Genomic DNA, 24405 nt, shown 5'->3' with positions numbered 1-24405 from the left:
ACTGGCTACATTTCAATAATCTTTTTAGCTGAAATCATTTTTTCCACATTCGTGAAGTTTGTAGAGCAATTATCAATTGGTTCTACATTTTGACAAAATTTGTTCTGAAAATAATTTATCACTTTTGAGAATCGCGAAAAAATCCTCCATGTATTTCTTAATATCGGAAACCTCTTTAGGACCAAGTTCGGATTCAAATCCATTGACCACTTGCATGATATTGGATTCAGCTGCAAGGTATTCCTGTCTCACCTGTTGCATGGCTGCCTCTGACCTGCAAAATCCACGATATAGGCGTTCTCTGACACTTGATATATTTAACATTTCGCTTGTGGTTGAATAATAGGAATTCACAATCCCACTCATATCAAAATCATAAGCAACAGGAACAAAATCATTGGTTGGCATTTGTATAATCTTGATGTTATGCTGTGCAACAGCAGACCAATCTGTATTGGCAATCATAAACTGGAAAAAATCTACCTGGACTGCAGCAATTTCCTGTAACCTCCCTGGAAGGATTTGTCTTCCTCCTGCTATTTTCCCTCCAGCTCTTTCCGCTACCAGATCATCATCCTCAATTAAAAAAGCCTTTACTTCATAAGATTTTGGATTCTTTGTGCTTTCATCTGTCAAAATCAGATTTACCGCTCTTGTACTGAAAAAGAAAGGAGAAACCTGCTCGTTCATTTTATAGCACATGTATTCCTTGACAATCTGATCATTGTCAGCTTTGGCATTTTTACATGGAACCACAAGCTTGAGTGCCTTATTACCCTCAAAAACCGTCCCATTGCCATCTTTCTTTTTGATCTTGACCCTAATCGGAGGAAAAAAACATTGATTCCTTCTGAAATTTCCCCTAGCCCTAATATCTACCTTAATAGAGTCCCAGGATCCTCCAGGAATCTTATAATGCATGATTGAGGGAAAATAAACTGAATCTGCTTTTTCTTTTTTCAAATCCTTACTCGAAAAACTTAACCGCATTTCCAAAGGCTGACTCTCGGAAAATAAGGGCAATTCACTTTTTCCTTGCCCATTTGCATATCCCTGAAAAATCAATAACAGGAATAATATGAGGTTAATTCTGAGATGGTATTTCATAGAGGTGGTTTTTCTATTAAATATCGTAATTCGATCTTTATGAACCAACTCTAACCCGTAAAATTCAGTGACTAATTGAAAGAAAATGTGACACTTATAGTAAAAAGTTTGATCTTAATCTAACCTGCATTTTTTTAAAATATTCATTTCAAAAAGTCTTTCATTTTTAATGATAGCATAGAATTCTTCTAAGTATTGATGGGAATCTTTAAAGTGGCTTGGGGAAAGTCCCGAACTGAAATTATCAATTTCCTTTTTCAGTATATCCTCTTTCTCCAAAAATTCATTTCTTACCTTTTCAAAGAGTCCTTTATCCCTGCAATAACCTAGATAATACCTTTCTTGTACAGTTTTAACAGGTATTCTATCATTGGGAACGGCATAGGGAGCACTCACAAAACCTGAATTATCAAAATCATAAGGCAAAGGATAATATTTATTTCTTCCTATCTGTAAAATTTTAACATTATGCTGCACCCTGTTGGACCAATCGGTATTTCCAATCATAAACGCAAAAAAATCCTGCCTAACAGCGGTAGTATCTTCAACAGATTCCGGAAGTATTTCCCTGGGAGTCACAATATGACCCTGAAATCTTTTTGCCAAGTCATCATCATCTTCCAATAAAAATGCTTTCAAATGATAAGTATTGGTTTTTCTTTTCCCAACATCTATCAATGTCAGATCAACCATTCTTGTTCGGAAATGATAAGGACTGATATGTTCATATATTTTATAACATACATATTCTTTAACTATCAATTCGTTATACAATTCCATTGCCCGGCAGGGAAGAACGAGTTTTAAACTTTTATTCTGTTGAAAAATTGTGCCAAGGGCGGCTTCTTTATTTGTTTTTAATCTAATTGGAGGAACCGTACAGTTTTTTCTTCTAAAGTTCCCCCGAGCTCTGACTTCCACTGGTATGGAATCCCAAGGGAGTTGATTATTGAATCGGTAAAGGAGCATCGAACCAAAAAAGACGGTATCTGACTTTGAATTTTTCAGTTCGCTAATATTTATAGCCAAGGAAATCTGAATCGGATCTTCAGACTCAAATAAGGCCTGATTTTGAAAACCAAATGCGCCATGGCAAATAACTACCCATAAAAGAAACAGCCGATATATGGCATGCAATACCATCACATATGGTTTTTATCCAATTGAAATCCTTTCAACTGTATATCGTCTACCCCTATTTGGTCAAAAGGGTTTTCCAACTGTTCCTGAATATTAAACAAGGAAATAAGGATAAATGAGGTCAAAAAAGCCAGGGTATAAACTAAAATAGGCTCATGGAAATCATTTGATTGGTTCAGATTATAGTAAATAGCAGGAGTGTAAATCAAAGGAAAGATAAAGATAAAAATCAGGGTATAGGCCCTGATAACCAATGGCGTTCCATGAAGCTTTACTGCTGCTAAAAACTCAATGGACTGATGGACATCATTGAGATATCCATGACATCTCATGGCACTGGAATAACTGAATTTATCCGATCTGTTGTCTATAAATCTGAAAATTTTGACAATCTCTTCTTTTGTCCTATCCAAATTTAAAGATTCAGGTCCGAGGTACCCTAGAAAATAGGTATTGATATTATGGATCACCTGGAAAATTTCATCTTTTTCAGCTACCTCTAATTTACTGTTTTCATAAAAACTTGAATTCAGGGAAATCAACCCTGCTTTAAATTTGGCCAAATATTCCAAAGCCCTTTCTCTTCTTCTGAAAGCACCCCTTATGGTAAAAACCAAAGGAAAAACAATGGCAATACTGATAACAGTTAAATCAAAATTGTAGGAAAAATCATACTTCAGGGTGACGAAACTGACAATTATGGTAATCAGAACTACCAAATAAGTTCTATGATCAATAATTGATAAGTATTTTTTCATGAATTACATTCATTTCTTTATAGAAATTTAGGCTATTTCCTCTAATAAAAAAAAGGCCCTTTTTGTAATCTTTTAAATAATTCAGAGTCAAAAAAAGTGATTTGGCAGTGGAATGAGAGGAAAAAAAAATAATTTACCTGACCGATCAATTCATTTATTAAATAATATTTTGAAAAGGTATGAAGTAAATCAAAACGAGATAGAGATCTTGAAATTCAAAATTTCCAACCTCTTTAATCCACTACCTTTCTTTCATCATTTTGTCAAATTTTGTTTTCTCTCGTATCTAATCTCTTGCTTCTCTAAATAACCTGAAAACCATGCACATAAGGATCTTCATCATCTAAAAAAATTGTGTTATAACCCGTAATGATAGCCCATCCTTCAATACTTGGAATGATAGCAGGTTTTCCGCCAATCTCAGTTACCGCTTCAATCCTTCCAGTAAACTTGGAACCAATAAAACTTTCGTGAATAAAATCCTGTCCCGGTTTTAACCAACCTTTGGCATACCATTGGGCCATTCTGGCCGAGGTGCCGGTTCCACAAGGTGAACGGTCAATTGCCTTATCTCCATAAAACACCGCATTTCTTGCTGTACTGCCCTCGTCAATTATTTTCCCTGTCCACATCACATGGGAAAGGCCTCGAATTTTAGCATATTCCGGATGAACAAAATCGTATTTTTCATTCATTTTATTCCGGAGGTTCCTGGCCATTGAAATGAGTTGCTCTGCCCTAAAATGCTCTAATCCAGGAAAATTTACCTGTGGATCGACAATACAATAAAAATTTCCCCCATAGGCTACATCTACAGTCAGTCTGCCTAATTCTTCAATTTCTATCTCAAGGTTTTCAGCTGCCAAATAACTTTTGACATTGGTTAATTTGACAGATTTCACTCTCTTGCCTTCTTGTTTATATTCCACTAATACCAAACCAGCAGGTGCTTCCATCCTTAGAAAACCGGGCGTTTTGGGTTCTATGAGTCCCTCTTCTATGGCAATAGTTATCGTTCCGATGGTCCCATGTCCACACATAGGAAGACATCCTGACGTCTCTATAAAGAGTACTGCAAAATCATTTTGCGGATCATGGGGCGGAAACAACATGGAACCCGACATCATATCATGACCTCTGGGCTCAAACATTAGACCTGTCCTAATCCAGTCCAAATTATCCAAAAAATACTGACGCTTTTCCAACATATTGGTCCCCTTCAAAAAGGGAACACCTCCGGACACTAAGCGAACCGGGTTGCCACATGTATGGGCATCTATACATTGAAATGTTTTTTTCATGTCTAATTGATATTTGTAGATATTGGGATATTATGATATTGGCCTACTACAATTGAAAAATATCCGAAAATATCAATGAATATCCACCAATATCAATTTGTGATTAAGGTTAGGGCAGGTTTCTACATTAATTTTGAAAATTCCCATCAACAGTCCTCCAAATCCCAAGTGGATTTTCTTCCCTCAATGCATCAGGCAATAAGCTATTGGGCATATCCTGAAAGGCAATGGGCCGGGCAAAACGTTTGATTGCATAGACACCAACGGAAGTACTGCGGCTGTCAGTGGTAGAGGGATAAGGTCCTCCATGTTGCATGGCATAACCCACTTCAACACCGGTAGGTACTCCTTTAAAAAGCAATCTTCCACATTTCTCCTCCAGTTGGTTGATAAGGTCAACTTTCTTGGCCAATTCTTCCTCCTCACCCCATAAGGTAATGGTCAATTGGCCATGCAGTCTTTGGGCAATGGCATATAACTCATTGAAATGCTCATACACTACCATCAAAGCAAATGAACCAAATACTTCTTGTTGAAAATGGTCATCTTCCAACCAGTCTATGGCTTTGATTTTTGCCAAGGCCGGAAATGCTTTGATCAGATCCTTGGCTTCCACGATCTGAACCCACTCCAACTCCCTTCTTTCCTGCAAAATAGCAATGGCATTGTAGTATGCCGAAGCAATACCCTCATGCAGCATAGGTGCGGCAACGATTTGCTGAAGTTCCTGCTTCACAGCTTTGGCGAATTCTTCTGCATGAACCCCTGGAACCATTATCAAACCAGGATTGGTACAGAACTGCCCTGCCCCTAAGGTCAAAGAAGCAACAAATTGCTTGGCCAGTCCAGAGATATCTGATCCCAATTTTTCTTTCAAAGCAATGATGGGATTAACTGAACCCATTTCGGCAAATACAGGAATTGGTTCTGTCCTTTGATTTGCCGCATCAAATAGGGCTTTACCACCCGCAAAGGAACCTGTAAATGCCACAGCCTTAGCCAATGGATGCCTGACCAATGCCTGACCGGTATCTATGCCACCTTCTACATGGGTGAATATTCCTATTGGAAGGGAGGAATCTATTACTGCTTTATGGATGACCTGCCCTACCAATTTCGAGGTCTCTGGATGAGCCGGATGAGCTTTATATATCACAGGACATCCGGCAGCGAGAGCAGAAATCGTATCCCCTCCGGCTGTTGAAAATGCCAATGGAAAGTTACTTGCTCCAAAAACAACCACTGGGCCGAGCGGCGTCAGAAATCTTCTGATGTCCGGCTTTGGAACAGGTACACGTTCTGGATCCGCATGATCAATGGTAGCCTCCAACCAACTTCCTTCTTCAACCAAATGGGCAAATAGTCTAACCTGCCCTACTGTTCTTCCCAATTCACCGGTGATTCTTCCTTCAGGTAAATTGGATTCTTGAGAAGCAAGGCCAATCAATTCTACTTTTTCTGCTTCCAACCCATCTGCAATTCTCCTTAAAAAAGCTCCTTTTTCTTTGCCAGGAAGATTTTTATAGAATAGAAAGGCAGATTGGGCAGATTCAAATATTTGGTCAAAATTCATGGTTTTTGGTTATTAATGATTTAGAGCTTAAATGAAAAGAAAGCAGAAATATAAGAGAAATATAAACTGTGGGCTAGTCCTAATTATTTTTATTTCGCTATCCGGTCTTTAGGATAAGAGTATTTTTGCTTTCCTGCGACATGTAATAATTTCATTCATTTAATACACCATGGTATTTACAATATTTGGCCTATGTTCCAAACCCCTTTTGATAATATTCTCTATCTTTACCCTTTCTTCGCCAACCAATGTCAATCTTGGGGCACGTACCCATTCGGTACCAATACCTGCCATTTGTTCGGCCAATTTGATATACTGAACCAATTTCGGGTGAATATCCAGTTCCAATAAAGGCAAAAACCAACGGTAAATTTTTAAGGCTTCTTCGTAATTACCTTCCTTCACTAGATTATATACTGCAACAGTTTCTTTGGGAAATGCACAAACCAAGCCGGCCACCCAGCCATCAGCTCCCATGACCAGTTCTTCCATCGCCAGGGTGTCCACACCGCAAAGAATTTTGAATCGGTCCCCAAAGCGGTTCCTCATTCTGGTCACATTGGAAATATCACGGGTAGATTCTTTAATTGCTTGAATGTTGGGGCATTCGGCCAATTCCTCAAACATGGCCAAGGTCACCAAAGTCTTGTAATCTACTGGATTATTATAAATCATAATGGGAAGGTCCGTGCTATTGGCTACTGTTTTAAAATAAGTGACTACCTCTCTGTGATCTGCTGAATAGCGCATCGGAGGAAGCAACATTAAACCTGATGCCCCCATTTCTTTGGCCTTTTCTGCCCAGAAAACAGCATCCCTAGTGGCTCCTTCAGCTATATTTAAAATAACCGGGACCCTACCATTTATGTGCCTAACTGTTCCGCAGGTCAATTGGATTTTTTCTTCCAAAGAAAGCACCGATGATTCCCCTAAAGTCCCACCAAGAATTATCCCATGAACTCCGGATTCCAATTGAAAGTCCAGATTCTTAAAAAACATGTCCATATCCAAGCTGCCATCAGGATGAAACTTGGTAGTTACTGCCGGAAATACGCCTTGCCAATTCATAGTTATTGATTTTTCCCAAAGGTAAAGTTAAGACTAACTTTTTTCTTCCACACAATTAGTCTTTACTAATACTATATTGATTTTTTTGAAAATTATTTGCTCTCAAATTAATAATATTATATCAAATTAGCACTTAATAAAATCGCCAAAAGGCTATAAGAACAACAATTTATTCAAATTTCTGCATTCTATTTATGAAACGAAAAGTCATCCCCTTTAAAATCCCTAAGTCAAACAAAGAATTTGTCCGATTTCAAGTGGATGCAGCCAAGTATTTTTATGACAAATTGCACCAACATCCTGAGTGGCAGTTGACTCTAATTAAAAAAGGTAAAGGCCATCTTATGGTAGGAGATTATCTGGGCAGGTTTGAGCCAGGAGATATGTTTCTTTTTTCAGCCAACATGCCCCATGTGTTTAGGTCTGATCCTGAATTCTTTGACCTTACTTCTGATAAATTCTCTTTGGGATTTTCACTTTATTTTGATTTTCAGGTTTTGGGGAAAAGTCTACTGGAGGTAGAAGAATTTTCAGGATTACTCCAATGGAAGCAACATACCAAAGGATGCTTCAGGGTAGTAGGGGAAACCAAATCAAAAATCCTTGATTCCCTTAACGATATTGGTGAAAAAGAAGGTTTAAAAAGGATTTTATTGGCTCTTCAGATCCTCAATTATTTGCAAAAAAGGGAAGATATGCTATTACTCAATAAACTTATCCCATACAAAGATTATTCAGAAACCGAAGGAAAAAGAATGGGGAGAGTGATGTCATATATTCTTTCAGAAAGTCGCCAAAACATTTCATTACAGGAAGTCGCAGATATTGGCAACCTGAGTAAAGAGGCATTTTGCAGGTTTTTCAAAGAAAGAACAGGTAAGACTTTTACCGAATTCCTTACCCAGGTCCGTATCCATCAGTCATGCCAGTTATTACAGGACTCTGACCTTTCCGTTTCCCAGATAGCATTCCAATGCGGATTTCAGAATCTATCATATTTCAACAGGGCATTTAAGAAAGTACAAGGGGAAACTCCAAAGGAGTATAGATCAAAGTTATTATAGTGATTATGATGAGTTTGCCTTTGACATAACTTTTATGAAATTTATTTCTACATTATATCCTCCTAAATGTATTCAACACGTTTCAGTCATGAAAAAAAGTTTAGTTTCCTTACTACTTAGTATTTTAATTTTCGGAACTTCATTTGCCACAGAGCTCTATCCGGCTATCAGCAGCTATCTGGCAGACAAAGGAGCATTGGCCAGAAAGTACAGTAACCCACTATCCGATGAATATTTTCAGCGCTTAGACAAACTCTATAAAGACTGGTTAAAAGCCCTGGAAAACATGCCCTATGAGTCTTATTCTTTGGATGGAAAAATGGATTACCAACTTTTCAAAAACCATCTGGAAAAAGAACTTTTCTTCCATGGACTGGCCTATGAGGATTTCATGCAAGTAAGTCACGTAGTGGATTTCAAGGCTGATCTGGAAAAGTTCTACCAAAGCAGGAGGATGGCCATTAAGCCAAATGCCCAAGAACTTGCTGCTTCCTTCACTAAAACCGAAGATACAATTAAATCCAATTGGGAATCTTTAAAAAAGTCAAAGCCTTATGATTCCTGGCAAAAGGCTGATCTGGCCTCCCAAACCGTGGATGCTTTACGGAAAAGTACAGAGGAAGCCTACAATTTTTATAATGACTATGATCCGGAATTCACCTGGTGGATGAAAAAACCCATGGAAAGCATGAATGAAACACTTCAGGGATATGCAGCCTTTTTGAAAAATCACTTTGAAAATACTGTGGTGAAGGACGATGGATCTGGAATCATCGGAAAACCAGTTGGCAAACTGGCTATTGAAAAAGAATTGGCCTATAATATGATTCCATACACTGCAGAAGAATTACTCAAAGAAGGGGAAAAGCAATATGCCTGGTGCGAAGCGGAAATGATCAAAGCTTCAGAAGAACTAGGATTTGGCAAGGATTGGAAAGCAGCCCTCGAATATGTGAAAAACACGTATGTGCCAGCCGGGGAATGGCCCCAAATGGTCGCAGAGATGGCAGAGGAAGCCATTGAGTTTTTGGAGTCAAGAGATCTTTTGACCATTCCGGATATGGCCAAGGAAACCTGGAGAACGACCATGATGTCTGCTGAAAGGCAAAAGGTAAGTCCTTTCTTCCTTGGCGGGGAAACCATCATCATCTCCTATCCCACCTCCACCATGACGCATGAAGAAAAGATGATGAGTATGCGTGGCAACAACCCGCATTTTTCCAGGGCAACCGTTCAACATGAACTGATACCTGGACATCATATGCAACAATTTATGAATCAACGCCACTTTCCGCACAGAAGGGTATTCAATACGCCATTTTGGGTGGAGGGCTGGACCTTATATTGGGAATTCAATCTTTGGGATAAAAATTTTCCTAGAAACGCCGAAGATAGGGTTGGAATGTTATTCTGGAGAATGCACCGGGCTGCCAGGATCGTATTCTCGCTCAATTACCATCTTGGCAAATGGACACCTCAGCAATGCATAGACTTCCTGGTGGACAGGGTTGGTCATGAACGTGCCAATGCAGAAGCTGAAGTCAGAAGGTCCTTTGAAGGAAGCTATGGTCCCTTATACCAATTGGCATACATGATTGGAGGCTTACAGGTGTATGGATTAAGAAAGGAAATGGTAGAAGGTGGCAATATGAGCGAAAAAGAATTTCACGATTTCTTTATTACCCAAAATTATACCCCTATAGAGCTGCTCAGGGCAAGAATGAAGGGTGATATTCCAAAGGATTTCAAAAGTAGTTGGAGGTTTTTGGATTGATAATCATTTATTAAACTACAAGAGCCTTTTCTCATGTATAAGAAAAGGCTCTTCTCTTTTTGTCCAGATCATTACTCAAAAATGTTCGGTTTTTTCCAAACCAGTTTCAATTACCTCATCTTTCATGACGTACCTTTGCAAACTTTCTCTAAGCTTCTGATATTCATCAATTCTTCCCTTAATGAGATAGCTGTCTTTTCCCGAACTCTGCATAGCCCCATAAGCAGCAAGAATAGCCGTAAGGCCTACAGTTGCAGCAATAAAGCCACCAATTTCACTGCCGGCATCTTCCGATTTTTCACCACTGAATAGATAAACTACCCCTCCTATAACAGCTCCTGCCAAACCTAGCGCTCCTCCCCTCATCGCCCCTTTCTTAGCTGCGTCCTTTTCATTAAACTTAAGAGTTCGAATTTCCTTAACCGGAATTACAAGGTAAGTACCTCCTTCAGTCCGCATAATAATTTGATCTTCTCCCAAATCCAGCAAATTACCCATTATGGTTTCACTTTTGTCCATTTTATTAACCCATACTAAATAAATATCCTTCGGTTTTTGCTTTGCTTTTTGGGAAAAAGCAAGGGAAGGAGAAGTGAGCATAATGATTAAAAGGATTATAAATTTGTCCATTCTTTATATAGTTGAAAATGCCAGCTAAATAAAAAATCTAGTTTTCTTATCACCTTAATTTTTCAAGGTTGAACCTCCCAACTCCTAGCAGGAATCAACCTAAATTTAAAAAAATTACCACCTTCATATTTAGAATATTATCTCCTATAGAGATGATTTTTATCACAAAAAAAGACCATACCAAAACAAAGTCCAATTAATCAAAACACAATTACCAAATGTCAAAATTTCAATGTTTTGAACTTTGCAAGTTGGATTTTGAAAATTGAAAATTAGAAATTGGTAATTGGTAATTGGTAATTTATCAAACCCCAAACTGCCTTAAGTGGTGGTCTAAATGCATCCAGACAAACTTGCCCCAATACTTGTGGTTCAGAGGGCCCAATCTTGGATGTACAGCTTCCATTTGGCTTTCCAGGTTGGAGAATTTTTTGACAATATGAAAAAACTTGGATTTTTCTTCTTCAAATAATAGAGCATCCACTTTACCCCTCATATCAAACTTTTCAGGTCCTTTTGCATAGCGGGGGAATTCTTTTTTGTAATAGAAAAAATATAGCTTCGCAAGCTTTTGTTTGAATGTTGCTTTAACAGAGGCTTTGGGGGCTTTTAAAATCGATTGATGCGCCAAATTACAATGGGACAGCATCTCTGTTACATTCATTTTGCCCCACAATGCCTGACTTTGTGGCTGAAGTTGATCTGCCCTTTCAAGGATTTCCCTTACCACTAAAGGGTTTAAAATAGTTTTCTTCATTGTTAAAAATTATTCACATCGCGAATAAACCTCCAACATAGCAAAAGATAGGCCAACTTCAACACTGAATTCCGTATTAAATTATCCCATTTGCTATAAAATATCTTAACTTTGCGCCTGCATTTCTGAGAAAGAGCCACTTGTCCCATAGAGAGGCAATCTTTATCTGATCTGCTTGTTTTTGAAAAGGTAAGTTGCCTGTTCAAAATTTAAAAAAAGCAAGGAATACCGTGAAAAAATACCAGGAGTACAAACAAGTTGATTATCCACAGATAGGAGAAAGCATCCTGCAATACTGGAAAGAAAACGATATTTTCAATAAATCCGTAGCCAACAGGGAAGGAGCGGAAACATTTACCTTTTTTGAGGGTCCCCCGTCGGCAAACGGAACACCGGGTATCCACCATGTAATGGCAAGGACTTTGAAAGATATTTTCTGCCGGTATAAAACCCTAAAAGGTTTTCAGGTGAAAAGAAAAGGAGGATGGGATACCCATGGACTTCCTGTGGAGCTGCAGGTTGAAAAGGAGCTGGGAATTACTAAAGAGGATATCGGAAAAAAAATCTCTGTTGAAGAATACAACCAAAAATGCCGGGAGACAGTAATGCGGTTCAAAAACGAGTGGGATGACCTTACTGAAAAAATCGGCTATTGGGTTGATTTGGATGATCCCTATATCACTTTTGACTCTAATTACATTGAAAGTCTTTGGTATTTATTGAAGAAGCTCTACGAAAAAGGGTTGCTCTATAAAGGTTACACCATTCAGCCATACTCCCCGGCAGCCGGTACGGGATTAAGTTCCCATGAACTTAACCAACCTGGTTGTTACAGAGATGTCAAAGACACTTCCATCACCGCTCAATTCAAGCTTAAAGGGCAGGAAAACACCTATATTTTGGCTTGGACAACTACTCCATGGACATTACCTTCCAACTCTGCCTTGGCTATAGGGGAAAATCTGGATTATGTAAAAGTGAAAACTTTTAATCCTTACACCTATGAACCAATGACAGCTATTCTTGCCAAAGCAAGAATGGGGGCTTACTTTAATCCAAAAGCAAAAGATCTCACCCTGGAAGATTTCAAAGCCGGAGATAAATTAATCCCTTATGAAATAATTTCTGAATTCAAAGGAAAAGATATGTTGGGTTGGGAATACGAACAATTGTTCCCAATTCAAGGAATCGCTTTGCCCTATCCGGCTTTCACTGTTGTTTCGGGAGATTATGTCACTACTGAGGATGGTACGGGGATTGTTCATTTGGCGAAGGCCTTTGGTGCAGATGATTTTAGAACTTTGGTGCAGAATAACGTCCCCGGAGTTTTTGTAAAGGATGAACTGGGCAATGAGGTACCAGTGGTGGATAAACAGGGAAAATTCCTCCCTGTAGTAGGAGAATATCTCGCCGCCAAAATGAAGGAACATGGTATACATGCCCACAAGAATTTTGGTGAAAATGATTTTTATGTTAAAAATTACACCGATGATGATGAGCAGGCTGCTGAATATAAAAACACAGACATCATCATATCCATCATCCTGAAAAATGAAAACAAGGCCTTTAAGGTTGAAAAATACGAACACAGCTATCCACATTGCTGGAGAACAGATAAACCTATCCTTTACTATCCTTTAGAAAGCTGGTTTATAAAAACCACTGCTTACAAAGACCGGTTGGTGGAACTCAATAAAACCATCAACTGGAAACCGGAGGCAACCGGTACAGGAAGATTTGGCAATTGGTTGGAAAATCTGGTTGATTGGAACCTGAGCCGATCGAGATTCTGGGGTACACCTTTACCAATTTGGAGAACCGAGGATAGTTCAGAAGAAAAATGCATAGGGTCAATTGCAGAACTAAATGAAGAAATTTCCAAGTCAATTTCAAAAGGTTTTATGAAGGACTCTCCTTTTGAAGGAAAAGAAGTTGATCTTCACAGGCCTTATGTGGATGAGGTGGTTTTGGTGTCCAGCAAAGGAGAAAAGATGTTCAGAGAATCTGACCTCATAGATGTTTGGTTTGATTCCGGGGCCATGCCCTATGCCCAATGGCACTATCCTTTTGAAAATGAGGATATTTTCAAAGCGAACTATCCTGCAGATTATATAGCAGAAGGAGTAGACCAGACCAGAGGTTGGTTTTTTACACTTCACGCCATAGCGGGAATGCTGTTCGATTCTGTCGCTTTTAAAAATGTCATTGCCAACGGCCTGGTATTGGATAAAAATGGCAATAAGATGTCCAAAAGGCTGGGCAATGCCATTGATCCTTTTAAGACGCTGAAAGAATATGGCCCGGATGCCCTGAGGTGGTATATGTTAAGCAATGCCAATCCATGGGACAACCTGAAATTCAACCTGGAAGGAGTGGCTGAAGTGCAGAGAAGGTTTTTCGGAACTTTACAAAACACTTATAATTTCTTCGCCCTATATGCCAATTTGGATGCTTTTGTTTATGCCATGGACAAATCGGTTCCAGTGGCAGAAAGAGCTGAATTGGACCAATGGATCATTTCCAAGCTTCAATCTTTGATTGCAGAGGTGGAATCTGCTATGGACAACTACGATGCCACCAAGGCAACCAGAGCGATCATGAATTTTACGGTGGATCAATTGTCCAATTGGTATGTTCGCTTGGCAAGGAAACGATTCTGGAGAGGAGATATGAGTCTGGACAAACAGGCCGCTTACGAAACATTGTATGAATGTTTGCTGAGCCTGACCCAATTGATGTCCTCGTTTGCACCATTCTACGCTGACTGGTTATATAAAAGCCTGACGGCATCCTCTAAAAATCACAAAGAATCTATCCACCTTACGGATTGGAGAAAGGCTGATTATAGCCTCATCAATAAAGATCTGGAAGAAAGCATGGATTTGGCCCAAAGGATTTCCTCTTTGGTGCATTCCTTGAGGAAAAATCCAAAAATCGGTATCAAGGTGCGTCAACCACTTCAACGCATTTTAATCCCGGTGTTGAATGAAAAGACAAAGAAGCAAATCCAACACGTGGAAGAGCTTATCAAATCAGAAGTGAATATCAAAGCGGTCGAATATATCGATGACGCTTCTGATATATTGGTCAAAAGTGTGAAGCCAAATCTACCGGTTTTGGGAAAAAAATTGGGCCCGAAAATGCGCTTTGTAGTTGCGGCTATCAATAGTTGGGGCAAGAAAGAAATTGCTGAAATAGAAAGAAACGGGAAGATTTCAGTAAATGTGGAAGGTGAAAATATTGATCTGCTTTTAGATGAGGTTTTGATCAGTTCCCAGGATATCCCGGGATGGTCCGTGGCCTCAGATCAGGGGGTGACTGTCGCATTGGATGTGACATTGACTGAAAATCTGAAGCAGGAAGGCATTGCCAGGGATCTGGTCAACAGGATTCAAAATCTCCGTAAAGACATGGGGCTCGAAGTACAGGACAAAATAAATATCAAAGTTGCCAGACATGATGATTTGGTCGATGCAGCTCTGAAAAATTTTGCCTCCTATATCCAAACTGAAACCCAGGCACTGACATTGGAGGTCAATGGTACCCTCAGCGAGGGAACGGTTTTAGATATGGATGATTTTGAACTGACCGTTAAAGTCGAAAAAGTATAATAAATAAAATAATCAGCCACAATTGGGGAATTTGACGTAAAAAATCCTTAATCTGTGGCTTTGAATTGAAATCAATGAAATATTTCAGATATTTTGGAATTGCCCTTTTGGTCATCATCATTGACCAAGCTGTGAAAATGGTCGTTCATTACCAAATGGATTTCGGTACACCCGGGCAAATAAAAGTCTTTGGTGAATGGTTTAAACTGCATTACACCACCAATCCAGGAATGGCTTTTGGCATGCAGCTGGGTACTGAATATGGCAAACTGATCCTGACTACCTTCCGTTTGGTAGCCATGGTTGGAATAGGATACTACCTGTACCATATTATCAATAAAAAAATGTCCAAAGGGTATATCATTTGCATTTCCATGATTCTGGGAGGTGCCATTGGTAATTTAATTGACAGTATTTTTTATGGGGTTTGGCTGAATAACGCTCCTTTCAATGCCCCTACGCCTTGGTTTCACGGTCAGGTAATAGATATGTTTTATATTGATATATGGGAGGGTTTTCTTCCTGAATGGATACCAATATGGGGGGGAAGTTATACAGCCCTTTGGCCGATTTTCAATATTGCGGATGCATCCATTTTTGTTGGGGTGGCTATCATTCTTATATTTCAGGGAAGGTTTTTCAATGAAGGGCTGAAACAGGAAAAACCCGAGGAAATTGATGAAATCCAAAGACAATTTATAGAGGGTGAGGAAAATGCTTCTTCATCCAATTCATAAATTATCCACTAATTTCATAATAATGAGTATCTTGGTGAGATGAAGCCCACTTCCTGGTTTATCTTTTTGTTTTGCCTCTTGCTTTCCTGTAGTATTAGGGAAGAGGAACCATCAATTCAGGAAGAGATTATCACGCCTCCTCCAGTAAATAGGTTTAATGTATGCGCATTCGACCTAAGCGATAAGGAAGGAGAATTCCCTTTTATAAGTTCCTGGGAATATATCGGTTTCTGGGATTCAGAATTACGACATATGGATAATGGCACCTGCTTAGGAAGATTTGCTTCATTTTACTTCATGGGCGAAGATCCTGAAAATCCGCCCAAAATGATGCTTGAATTCCTTCCCAAATCATCTGACCCAAATCAATATGGTTGCGAAAATGGGATGAATTTTAATGCCTATGGTCTCCTTTCTAAAGTTACAGGATGCTATTCAGTGGAGATGCCTTCGATTGACATGGCAATAATAGAAAAAGAGGACTACCATCCAGGGGCCGCCATTACTTTAGAAGAAGCATATGCCGATAAGTATTATTTTGAGGGATTGGAAAAAGCTACACATTTTGAAATCCATTCCAATAAACTCTTTATTTTTACTACAGGCCCCACTTCAAGAATGGTGTTTTTGGCAGTGGAAGATTAAAGCTGTTCCCCGCAATATTTGCAATAATTGGAATCTTCATCGAGATTACTGGTTTTACAGGTTTTGCAGAATTTTTTTGTGATTTGTTTAGACTCTCTTTTCACAGCAGTTAATTCTGAGGAAACTATTCCTGTTGGAACAGCAATGATTGCATAGCCCAACAACATGATGACAGCAGAAAGAAATTTTCCGATAGGGGTAAGAGGAGTGATATCACCGTATCCGACAGTAGTCAATGTTACTATTGCCCAATACATGGAAACCCCGATACTGGTAAATCCACTTTCAGGCCCTTCCACAATAAACATGACTGTTCCCGTTATTAACACTACAGTCAAAATAGTCCCAACGAAAAGCTGGATTTTGGTTCGGCTATTTATAAGTGCTTTTTTGAGCGTATCGGCCTCCCTCATATAACGGGCCAGCTTAAATATCCTTACCACCCGCAATAATCTCAAGCCTCTTATAACAACTAAAAATTGGGTGTTGATTAGAAATAAACTCAAGTAGGTTGGGATAATTGCCAATAAATCAACCATTCCATAAAAACTAAAAACATAGCCTAATTTCCTATTGCTCAGCCATAATCTCAAAAAGTACTCTATTGTAAATAAAAGAGTGAAAATCCATTCTAGAAGATAAAATTCCTGATGATACTTCTCATTAAGGGAAGGTTCTGAATCTAAAATAACCACCAACAAGGAGGCTAAGATCAAAACAAGTACCCATAAATCGAAATTCTTTGATGCCTTATCATCATGCTCAAATACAATATGGGCAAGGCGGGATTTGGAAGGAATTAATGACATTTTTTTTCAAGTGATTTAAAATGTAATTTAACAAAAACCATTTAATCCTCATCCCCAAAAACCCATTCATTCCAAAGTAAATCAAGGTTGTCATTGATGGCATCTATATCTACATAATCAAAATCAATCTTCTTTCTTCCTTTGATTCCCAGCCATTCCCTGAAATTTTTGTATTCCGGATGTTTTGGCTCATTAATAGCTTCTGCCAATTGGGCAAAACCCCAGGGACCTCCACAGTCCTCAGGTGGACAAAGTCCTGCCGCTTCAGTACATAAAGGGGTATCGTCAAAATCAGCCAATTCCTTTTTTGTGACTTTTTGAATGGAAATTTTGTGCCACCAATCATCTCCGAAGTCATACCAATACCAGAAGGTTTTTCCATCTGTATAGTTAAGAAACTCCATAAGAGACAACTCCTCTGCTTCAAATGAATCGGAATGATGCCCCGATAAATCGTCTTCATCTATATCATGTTGGACCCTAATTTTAGGTTTCTTTTTCTTGTCACCAAACTGAAATAAATGACAATTTTCCCAGCCCATAGCTACCTGAATGATCAGATGAAGTTCATACATGTCTATATCAGTTGGTACCAAAACCTTTCTGTGAATATTGAAAGGCATATTTTCAAGGTTGATCTTGAGCTTGAATAGTTTTGGGAATAATGGAATTATTTTCGACATATACCTTTAATTTAGGAACAAACAAAAGTAAAAATTAAATCAAGGGAAAGGTTGAATTAAATCCAACCCTTATATTCATTGTAATCGTGGAAATATTAATCATCTCCCTTTCAGCTTTTCTTGTCGCCACCCTGACATTTTTCTCAGGTTTTGGCTTGGGAACGATATTGACGCCTGTTTTTATGGTTTTTTTCCCTGTGGATTTGGCCATCGCATTGACAGGAGTGGTTCATTTTTTCAATAACCTGTTCAAACTGGCCTTAGTGGGTAAAAATGCAAACAAAGATGTACTGATCCGTTTTGGCATTCCTGCGGTAATTTCCGCATTTGCGGGCTCTTGGGTATTGCTCAACATCACGGATTTGGATCCCCTTTTTAGTTATGATATGTTCGGAAAAACTTTTATTGTCGAACCGGTAAAATTTCTCATTTCCATTCTCCTGATCATTTTTGCTTTGATGGACTTGATCCCTTATTTCCAAAAGTTGCAATTCGGTAAAGAAAAACTCCCGATTGGAGGTGCATTGAGCGGTTTCTTCGGGGGCCTCTCAGGCAATCAGGGGGCTTTGCGTTCTGCATTTTTGATCAAGGCAGGACTTTCAAAGGAAGCTTTTATCGGTACAGCAGTAGTGGTTTCCACTTTTGTAGACTTCACCCGTTTGAGTGTATATGCTACAAGATTTCTATCAACCGATCTGATCGATAATATCCAATTGGTTTTGATTACCACTTTATCGGCTATAGCTGGCGCCTATATCGGCAATAAATTATTGAAAAAAGTCACGCTCAAATTTCTCCAAATCACTGTGGCCACTATGTTGATTTTAATTTCAATTGCTTTAGGGGCTGGTTGGATTTAAAATACTTATCTTATTTTTATGTGCTTATTAAAACTTGAATCTAATGAAAATAGAAAAAAATAAAGTTGTTGCCCTTTCCTATGAACTTCATATAGACGACGGGGAAAATGGTAAGGAATTTTTTGAAAAGGTGACCAAAGACCATCCCTTTTATTTCCTTTTTGGTACAGGGCATATATTGCCTGCTTTGGAAGCGGCCTTGGAAGGAAAAGAAGTTGGGGATAAATTTGAGGTATTTATCGATTATGAAAATGCCTATGGTGATTATGATGAAAGTAAAAAAGTAATCCTCCCAAAGGCCAATTTCAAGGAAGACGGTAAAAAACAAAAAGACTTATTAAAGGTGGGAAAGGTTATACCCATGCAGGATGATCGGGGAAATCAATTAAGAGGAGAAATCATAAAAATTGACTACAAGGGAGTTCATATGGATTTCAATTCCCCTTTGGCGGGTTTAGACCTTTATTTTTCAGGAGAAGTAGTATCCATCAGGGATGCAGAACCAGAGGAGATTGACCATGGGCACGTTCATGGTCCTGGCGGGCATCACCATTAATGAAGAATGAAAAATTAAGAATGAAATGATGAAAAAAATCAGAACAGCATTGGTGGGGTACGGATCAGTGGGAGAAAAAATTCATGCACCTTTAATCAGCGCATGTGAGGACCTGGATTTGGTGGCAGTAGTGGAAAGGAAACAGGAAAAGTCAAAAGAAAAATATCCCAAAATCCGCATCTTCAGAAGTCTGGAAGAATTGCTGAAGGCCAACTTTGCTGATCTGATTGTTATCGTTACACCAAATGAGTTTCATTTCCCCTATGCAAAAATGGCCTTAGAAGCCGGAAAGCATGTGGTGGTGGACAAACCTGTGACAATCCATTCTCACGAAGCTGAAGAACTCAAACGCTTGGCAGAAGATAAAAATCTGGTGCTATCAGTTTTTCAAAACAGGCGTTGGGATGGGGACATCCAGACCATCAAAAAGATTCTGCATGAGGGTATTCTTGGCAGGATTGTCCACTTTGAGTCTCATTTTGATAGATTCAGACCTTCCTTGACAGATAATTGGAGGGAAAAGGATGTCCCTGGAAACGGGATAACCTATGATCTTGGTACCCATTTGATTGACCAAACCGTCATGTTATTTGGAAAACCCAAATGGGTCTATGCCGAAATACTCAAACAAAGAACAGGAGCCATTGCAGATGATTTTTTTGACATTTCACTGATGTATGAAAATGTCAAAGTCAGATTGACTGCAAGTGTACTGGTGAATGCTCCTTTACCTAAATTTTTGGTTTTAGGTGAAAAGGGATCTTATGTCAAATACGGTTTGGATGTTCAGGAAAAAGCTTTTAAAGCTGGCCAAAAACCTGAAGGGGCAAATTGGGGATTGGAAAATTCTGATGCCTGGGGAATCATACATTTGGAAAATGCATCAACTTCCTATCCAACAGAACGTGGGGATTATCGGAATTTTTACAGCAATATTGCAGAAACTATACTCGGTCAATCGGAATTGGAAGTTAAAATGGAAGAAGCAATTTTGGTCTTAAAAATCATAGAAGCTGCCTTTTTAAGTAATGAGGCGGGTAGAAGAATAGAACTTTAAATTTTCATTTTTAAGTTCCAGGCAATGAAATCCCTTTAACCCTTCTATACAAAGAAAGGGCAGATTTGTCGGTCATCCCGGAAATAAAATCCACTAAGGCCCTAAGTAAAGGATAAGGATTGACCTGTTCGCCCCAGCCTTCCAAAGGGAAATCCTCAGGAAGTAACCTTAATATGCTCTTATCTTTCCCTGAATATAATTCTGTTTGATAGAATTTGTGGTTCAAAGCTTTTGAAAAGACTTCCAGTAATCCTTCCAAAACCTGGAATCCTGCAGCTTCTTTTTCCAAAACCGGCTTGGAACGGTAAATTTTTTGAATGGATATATTTGAAATCTGGGAAAGCGCTGCGGCTGAAGGTATAATATCCGTCAGGGCCTGATCGAATTCACCTATCAACATTTCTTCCTCTTTATCCTGGAATGCCACGACACATTCCTCTACCAGTTTCCCGATGGCCAAAGCCCTTAAAATAGCCAGCTTCTGTGAATTGGAATTATATTTTTCAAGTTTTCCTGGTTGAAAGGTATCTCCAAGTATTTCAGCCAATAAGGCTATCGTTTCCTCTAAACTTACAAGGCCTAAAGTACATCCATCCTCCAGATCAATGATGCTATAACAAATATCATCTGCTGCCTCCACCAAAAAGGCCAGAGGATGCCTTAACCAGCATTCAGAATTGATCTTGGTAATACCTAGCACCATGGCCAGATGTGAATAATCTATAATCTGATCGGAAAAAAAACCATATTTTTTTTGACTTCTTCTACCTTTAATTCTTTCAAAAATATGGGCTGGTCTTGGGTATTTGGTAAATGCTGCCAAAGTAGCATATGAAAGCTGCAGTCCATTGTCCTGTGAAACAAGCATTCTAAATCCCTGGGCATTCCCTTCAAAATTACAGAGGTCATCCCATTCATTTATTTTAACATGGGGTTGCCAAACATGTCCATATTCATGGTATCTAAAAAAATCTGATATTGCTTCCTCACCGGCATGCCCGAATGGCGGGTTGCCGATGTCATGGGTCAGAGCGGCTGCCGCAACAATTGCCCCAATGTCAGAACTTTGGATTCCACTCTCCTTGATTTCAGGGTACTTTTCCAACAGAAATTCCCCTGCTGATTTTCCTAATGACCTTCCCACACTGGATACTTCCAAACTATGAGTCAGCCTAGTATGAACAAAATGGTGCTCAGGAAGTGGAAAAACCTGCGTTTTATCCTGAAGATTTCTGAAAGGCGATGAAAAAATTATTCTATCATAGTCTTTTTCAAATTCCGATCTAAGAGATTTTTTAACATCCAAATGTTTCTTGGATGGATCAAAACGGCCAGAAGCCAATAACTTTTCCCAATGCATCATAGTCAAAATTACTAAAGCTCTGAGTAATCTTTCCAAAAAATGGTAAAAAAAGAATATTGTGAATTTTTTGGCATAAGCCTTGCTAAACCTTCCCTGTTAAATCATCGCCCTAATTTTATGAAAAATTTAATTAAATCTGCTCTTTTAGCCCTAGTTTCTGTGTTTTTGATTACTGCTTGTGATATGGAAAAGAATTCTGATTCCTCCATAAAAGCAGGTCATGCAAAAGTGAATTTTTATCTTATCGATGCTCCGGCAAATTACGATGAGGTATGGATAGAAGTCCTAAGTGTGGAAGTCCTAATGAAAGGTAACAATGAGGACAATGGAAGCGCTTGGATCAATTTACCTTATGAAAGTCAAGATCAAAAAATTAATTTACTTTCACTTACCGGAGGAACATCTGAATATTTAGGTGAAATGGAAATACCTGCTGGAGAAATTTCCCAGATCCGTTTAATCCTTGGGGATGATAATTACATCATGCAGGGAGGAGAAAGGCTTGACCTGAAAACACCTAGTGCGCAACAAAGTGGATTGAAACTTAAAGTTGACAAACCTTTAAATGAAGGCATTTCCTACGATTTGGTCATTGACTTTGATGCATCCAGATCAATTGTAAAAGCAGGAAATTCAGGTCAGTATATCCTAAAACCTGTTTTAAGGGTTATTGCTGAAGAGTCTGCCACAATCGAAGGTACAGTTTTACCGCTTGAAGCTAGTCCGGTTGCCGTTTCGGCTTTGATTGATGAAGATTCCGTTGGAACTTTTGCAGACGAAAATGGCAAATTTGTAATCAGAGGATTGAAAGGTGGAAATTATACCTTAATTTTCACGCCTAACGAAGGATATCAAGAAAAAGAATTGAAAGACATTATAACAGAACTAGGAAAGGTCACCAATATTGGGTCTGTCGAACTTGAAGAAGTTGTAGAAGAAGTCCCTGCAGAAAGTGAAGAAGGGGAATAAAAAAATCCAGCCCGGTTTTTAAGCCGGGCTTTTTTATTCCTTTTCTTTTAACTCATTTTTGATTGATCTTTTCTATTTTTGGGAGTGAAAAAATCCTTACTGCTTACAATCCTCACACTTTTCATATCCTTTTCCTGTACTGAGGATAATCCTTCAAACCGGGCATTGGTAAATATCTTCATAATTGGCTCTCCGGGGGAATTTGATGAAGTCTGGTTGGAAATTTTGGGTGCTGAGGTCAAAACTACCGGTACCAGAGGCTCTGATAATGCTTCACCGGTGTTTCTTCCGAATATCCAGGGTGACAAAAGAGTGAATGTTGGTAGCTTGGTCAACACCTCACAGTATTTAGTAGGAAGAGGTGAATTTTCTGAAGGCGCCGTTATTGAAATGACATTGAAGTTGGGTAATGACAATTTTGTCATTGTTGGAGGAGAACGTTTCCCATTGACCTTTGCCTCCCAAGAGTCTTCGAGTCCCACTTTTGAAGTTAGCTTTCCATTGATAGGAGGAATCAGCCATGACCTTTTTTTTGACTTTAATACCTTCCAATCAATACAAATCAATCAGGGTCCTGAGATCAGATTAACTCTTGACCCGGTTTTACGAACTTTCACTTCCTTAACCAGAGGAAATATTTCAGGAAACCTCTTACCTGTAGGGCAACGTGCCACTATTCTTGCTGTTCTTGATGACCAAATCAAGGCCTCTACCGAAACACTGCCCAGTTCCGGAAATTTCTCCCTACGTGGACTGGAGGAAGATTCATTATATACGGTTTTTATTTTCCCATTTAACGAATCTTATTTACAGGATACCTTGGACAGTATTCCAGTTTCTGTTTGGCAGACCACGCCATTGGGAAACATCAACTTAAGGCTTAGAGAATAATCAAATGGGAAAGGAAGAACGGTTTATGTTGAGAGCAATAGAGCTTGCTGAATTCGGAAGAGGAAAGGTAAGCCCGAATCCAATGGTTGGCTGTGTCATTGTCCATAATGGACAGATTATTGGGGAAGGATACCATGAAATCTATGGAGGGCCACACGCAGAACCCAACGCGATTTCATCAGTAAAAAATAAAGATTTGATCTCCGAATCAACTGCCTATGTCAGCCTGGAACCCTGTGCCCATTGGGGAAAAACTCCCCCCTGTGCCGATCTGCTTGTCGAAAAAGGGATCAAAAAAGTAGTAATAGGAGCAGTGGATTCTAACCCTTTGGTGGGAGGTAAAGGGATAGAAATCCTAAAAAATGCAGGTGTTGAAGTAATTGCTCATATATTGGAATCAAAGGTAAGGGCCCAAAATAGCAGATTTTTTACCTTCATGGAGAAAAATAGACCCTATATAATCCTTAAATGGGCTCAAACTCAGGATAATTTTATAGCAAGAGAGAATTACGATTCAAAATGGATCAGCAATGTGTATAGTAGACAGTTGGTTCACAAATGGAGGACGCAGGAAGATGCGATTATGGTGGGAACCCAAACTGCTAAATATGATAATCCAAAGCTCAATGTAAGGGATTGGATTGGAAAGAACCCTATCAGAATTGTGGTCGACAGAGAATTAATTCTTGACAGCAATCTTCATTTATTTGATAAAAGCCAAGCCACGCTCCGTTATAACCAGATAAAATCCGGTAATCAAAATAATTTAGAATGGATAAAACTACGGGAAGGCTTTGAAATATCGGATATTTTGGAGGACCTCCACGTGAGAAAAATCCAAAGTATTATTATTGAAGGGGGCGCTCAGTTACTCAATAAATTTATCCAATTGGAACTTTGGGATGAAGCTAGGGTTTTTATTGGGAAGAAGAAATTTGGTGCCGGAATTCAGGCTCCTAACATTAATGGTATTATTAAAGAAGAAATTGACATTCAGGGAGATCTATTAAGGCTAATCTCCCCACATTAAAAAATAATCGTCAATCCGAAAA

General features: G+C 38.9%; 22 protein-coding genes. 11 read left to right on the top strand and 11 right to left on the bottom strand.

Features of this window, described 5'->3' with window-relative positions; translation table 11 throughout:
* Nucleotides 1–72: 72 nt before the first annotated feature.
* The 6 genes from ACFSKV_RS01190 to ACFSKV_RS01165 form a co-directional block, all read right to left on the bottom strand.
* Nucleotides 73–1107 carry a hypothetical protein gene (locus ACFSKV_RS01190; protein WP_380799743.1) on the bottom strand — a complete coding sequence of 345 codons (1035 nt, stop codon included), beginning with the start codon at nt 1105–1107 and terminating at the stop codon, nt 73–75.
* A 114-nt stretch (nt 1108–1221) separates the two neighbouring features.
* Entirely contained in the window at nt 1222–2250 is a 1029-nt protein-coding gene (locus tag ACFSKV_RS01185) for a hypothetical protein (RefSeq protein WP_380799742.1), read from the bottom strand.
* On the bottom strand, nt 2250–3005 hold the full coding sequence (locus ACFSKV_RS01180) for a hypothetical protein (protein ID WP_380799741.1): 756 nt from the start codon (nt 3003–3005) through the stop codon (nt 2250–2252). The genes ACFSKV_RS01185 and ACFSKV_RS01180 overlap by 1 nt, the downstream gene beginning before the upstream one ends.
* Before the next feature lie 302 nt (nt 3006–3307).
* Nucleotides 3308–4306, bottom strand: a complete 999-nt coding sequence (locus tag ACFSKV_RS01175; RefSeq protein ID WP_380799740.1) for a 4-hydroxyproline epimerase — start codon at nt 4304–4306, stop codon at nt 3308–3310.
* 127 nt (nt 4307–4433) lie between these two features.
* Entirely contained in the window at nt 4434–5879 is a 1446-nt protein-coding gene (locus ACFSKV_RS01170) for an aldehyde dehydrogenase (NADP(+)) (protein ID WP_380799739.1), read from the bottom strand.
* A 159-nt stretch (nt 5880–6038) separates the two neighbouring features.
* Nucleotides 6039–6947, bottom strand: coding sequence for a dihydrodipicolinate synthase family protein (locus tag ACFSKV_RS01165; RefSeq protein ID WP_380799738.1), 909 nt, complete (start codon nt 6945–6947; stop codon nt 6039–6041).
* A gap of 194 nt (nt 6948–7141) precedes the next feature.
* Here ACFSKV_RS01165 and ACFSKV_RS01160 point away from each other — a divergent pair, with 194 nt between their 5' ends.
* Together ACFSKV_RS01160 and ACFSKV_RS01155 are read left to right on the top strand one after the other, a co-directional pair.
* A complete protein-coding gene (locus tag ACFSKV_RS01160) occupies nt 7142–8011 on the top strand; it encodes a helix-turn-helix domain-containing protein (protein ID WP_380799736.1) in 870 nt (289 codons plus the stop codon).
* 88 nt (nt 8012–8099) lie between these two features.
* Nucleotides 8100–9785, top strand: a complete 1686-nt coding sequence (locus tag ACFSKV_RS01155) for a DUF885 family protein (protein WP_380799734.1) — start codon at nt 8100–8102, stop codon at nt 9783–9785.
* A 75-nt stretch (nt 9786–9860) separates the two neighbouring features.
* Here ACFSKV_RS01155 and ACFSKV_RS01150 read toward each other — a convergent pair whose 3' ends face one another.
* Together ACFSKV_RS01150 and ACFSKV_RS01145 are read right to left on the bottom strand one after the other, a co-directional pair.
* Nucleotides 9861–10415 carry a hypothetical protein gene (locus tag ACFSKV_RS01150; RefSeq protein WP_380799733.1) on the bottom strand — a complete coding sequence of 185 codons (555 nt, stop codon included), beginning with the start codon at nt 10413–10415 and terminating at the stop codon, nt 9861–9863.
* Nucleotides 10416–10719: 304 nt separating this feature from the next.
* Nucleotides 10720–11172, bottom strand: a complete 453-nt coding sequence (locus ACFSKV_RS01145; protein WP_380799731.1) for a DUF1569 domain-containing protein — start codon at nt 11170–11172, stop codon at nt 10720–10722.
* Nucleotides 11173–11402: 230 nt separating this feature from the next.
* On the opposite strand from ACFSKV_RS01145, the gene ileS reads away from it, so the two are divergent.
* The 3 genes from ileS (at nt 11403) to ACFSKV_RS01130 (ending at nt 16165) form a co-directional block, all read left to right on the top strand.
* A complete protein-coding gene (gene ileS, locus ACFSKV_RS01140; RefSeq protein ID WP_380799729.1) occupies nt 11403–14783 on the top strand; it encodes an isoleucine--tRNA ligase in 3381 nt (1126 codons plus the stop codon).
* A gap of 74 nt (nt 14784–14857) precedes the next feature.
* The gene (locus ACFSKV_RS01135; RefSeq protein ID WP_380799728.1) at nt 14858–15520 is read left to right on the top strand and encodes a lipoprotein signal peptidase; all 663 of its coding nucleotides are present in this window, start codon (nt 14858–14860) and stop codon (nt 15518–15520) included.
* A 39-nt stretch (nt 15521–15559) separates the two neighbouring features.
* The gene (locus ACFSKV_RS01130; RefSeq protein WP_380799727.1) at nt 15560–16165 is read left to right on the top strand and encodes a hypothetical protein; all 606 of its coding nucleotides are present in this window, start codon (nt 15560–15562) and stop codon (nt 16163–16165) included.
* Here ACFSKV_RS01130 and ACFSKV_RS01125 read toward each other — a convergent pair.
* Nucleotides 16162–16974 carry an ion transporter gene (locus ACFSKV_RS01125; protein ID WP_380799726.1) on the bottom strand — a complete coding sequence of 271 codons (813 nt, stop codon included), beginning with the start codon at nt 16972–16974 and terminating at the stop codon, nt 16162–16164. The two genes, ACFSKV_RS01130 and ACFSKV_RS01125, sit on opposite strands and share 4 nt — an antisense overlap.
* Nucleotides 16975–17015: 41 nt before the next feature.
* Nucleotides 17016–17657 (bottom strand): plasmid pRiA4b ORF-3 family protein, encoded by a 642-nt coding sequence (locus ACFSKV_RS01120; protein ID WP_380799725.1) that lies wholly within the window; start codon nt 17655–17657, stop codon nt 17016–17018.
* Between the two features lie 86 nt (nt 17658–17743).
* Between ACFSKV_RS01120 and ACFSKV_RS01115 the strand changes: the two genes are divergently transcribed.
* The 3 genes from ACFSKV_RS01115 to ACFSKV_RS01105 are packed head-to-tail and all read left to right on the top strand — an operon-like array spanning nt 17744 to nt 20130.
* Nucleotides 17744–18517, top strand: a complete 774-nt coding sequence (locus tag ACFSKV_RS01115; RefSeq protein WP_380799724.1) for a sulfite exporter TauE/SafE family protein — start codon at nt 17744–17746, stop codon at nt 18515–18517.
* Nucleotides 18518–18560: 43 nt separating this feature from the next.
* Nucleotides 18561–19073: an FKBP-type peptidyl-prolyl cis-trans isomerase gene (locus ACFSKV_RS01110; RefSeq protein ID WP_380799722.1), complete on the top strand. Its 513-nt coding sequence runs from the start codon at nt 18561–18563 to the stop codon at nt 19071–19073.
* 28 nt (nt 19074–19101) lie between these two features.
* Nucleotides 19102–20130: an oxidoreductase gene (locus tag ACFSKV_RS01105; RefSeq protein ID WP_380799848.1), complete on the top strand. Its 1029-nt coding sequence runs from the start codon at nt 19102–19104 to the stop codon at nt 20128–20130.
* Between the two features lie 10 nt (nt 20131–20140).
* On the opposite strand, the gene dgt is transcribed toward ACFSKV_RS01105, so the two are convergent.
* Entirely contained in the window at nt 20141–21493 is a 1353-nt protein-coding gene (dgt, locus tag ACFSKV_RS01100) for a dGTP triphosphohydrolase (protein WP_380799721.1), read from the bottom strand.
* 117 nt (nt 21494–21610) lie between these two features.
* Between dgt and ACFSKV_RS01095 the strand changes: the two genes are divergently transcribed.
* The 3 genes from ACFSKV_RS01095 (at nt 21611) to ribD (ending at nt 24383) form a co-directional block, all read left to right on the top strand.
* Complete coding sequence (locus ACFSKV_RS01095; protein WP_380799720.1) at nt 21611–22462, top strand: DUF4382 domain-containing protein; 852 nt, start codon at nt 21611–21613, stop codon at nt 22460–22462.
* Nucleotides 22463–22546: 84 nt separating this feature from the next.
* Nucleotides 22547–23353, top strand: coding sequence for a DUF4382 domain-containing protein (locus ACFSKV_RS01090; RefSeq protein ID WP_380799718.1), 807 nt, complete (start codon nt 22547–22549; stop codon nt 23351–23353).
* Nucleotides 23354–23357: 4 nt separating this feature from the next.
* Nucleotides 23358–24383 (top strand): bifunctional diaminohydroxyphosphoribosylaminopyrimidine deaminase/5-amino-6-(5-phosphoribosylamino)uracil reductase RibD, encoded by a 1026-nt coding sequence (gene ribD / locus ACFSKV_RS01085; protein WP_380799717.1) that lies wholly within the window; start codon nt 23358–23360, stop codon nt 24381–24383.
* Nucleotides 24384–24405 lie beyond the last annotated feature (22 nt).

Source organism: Shivajiella indica, assembly GCF_042683085.1.
GTDB lineage: Bacteria > Bacteroidota > Bacteroidia > Cytophagales > Cyclobacteriaceae > Shivajiella > Shivajiella indica.
Note: the sequence above shows the minus strand (reverse complement) of the source record. Positions and strands in the feature narration are given on the sequence as shown.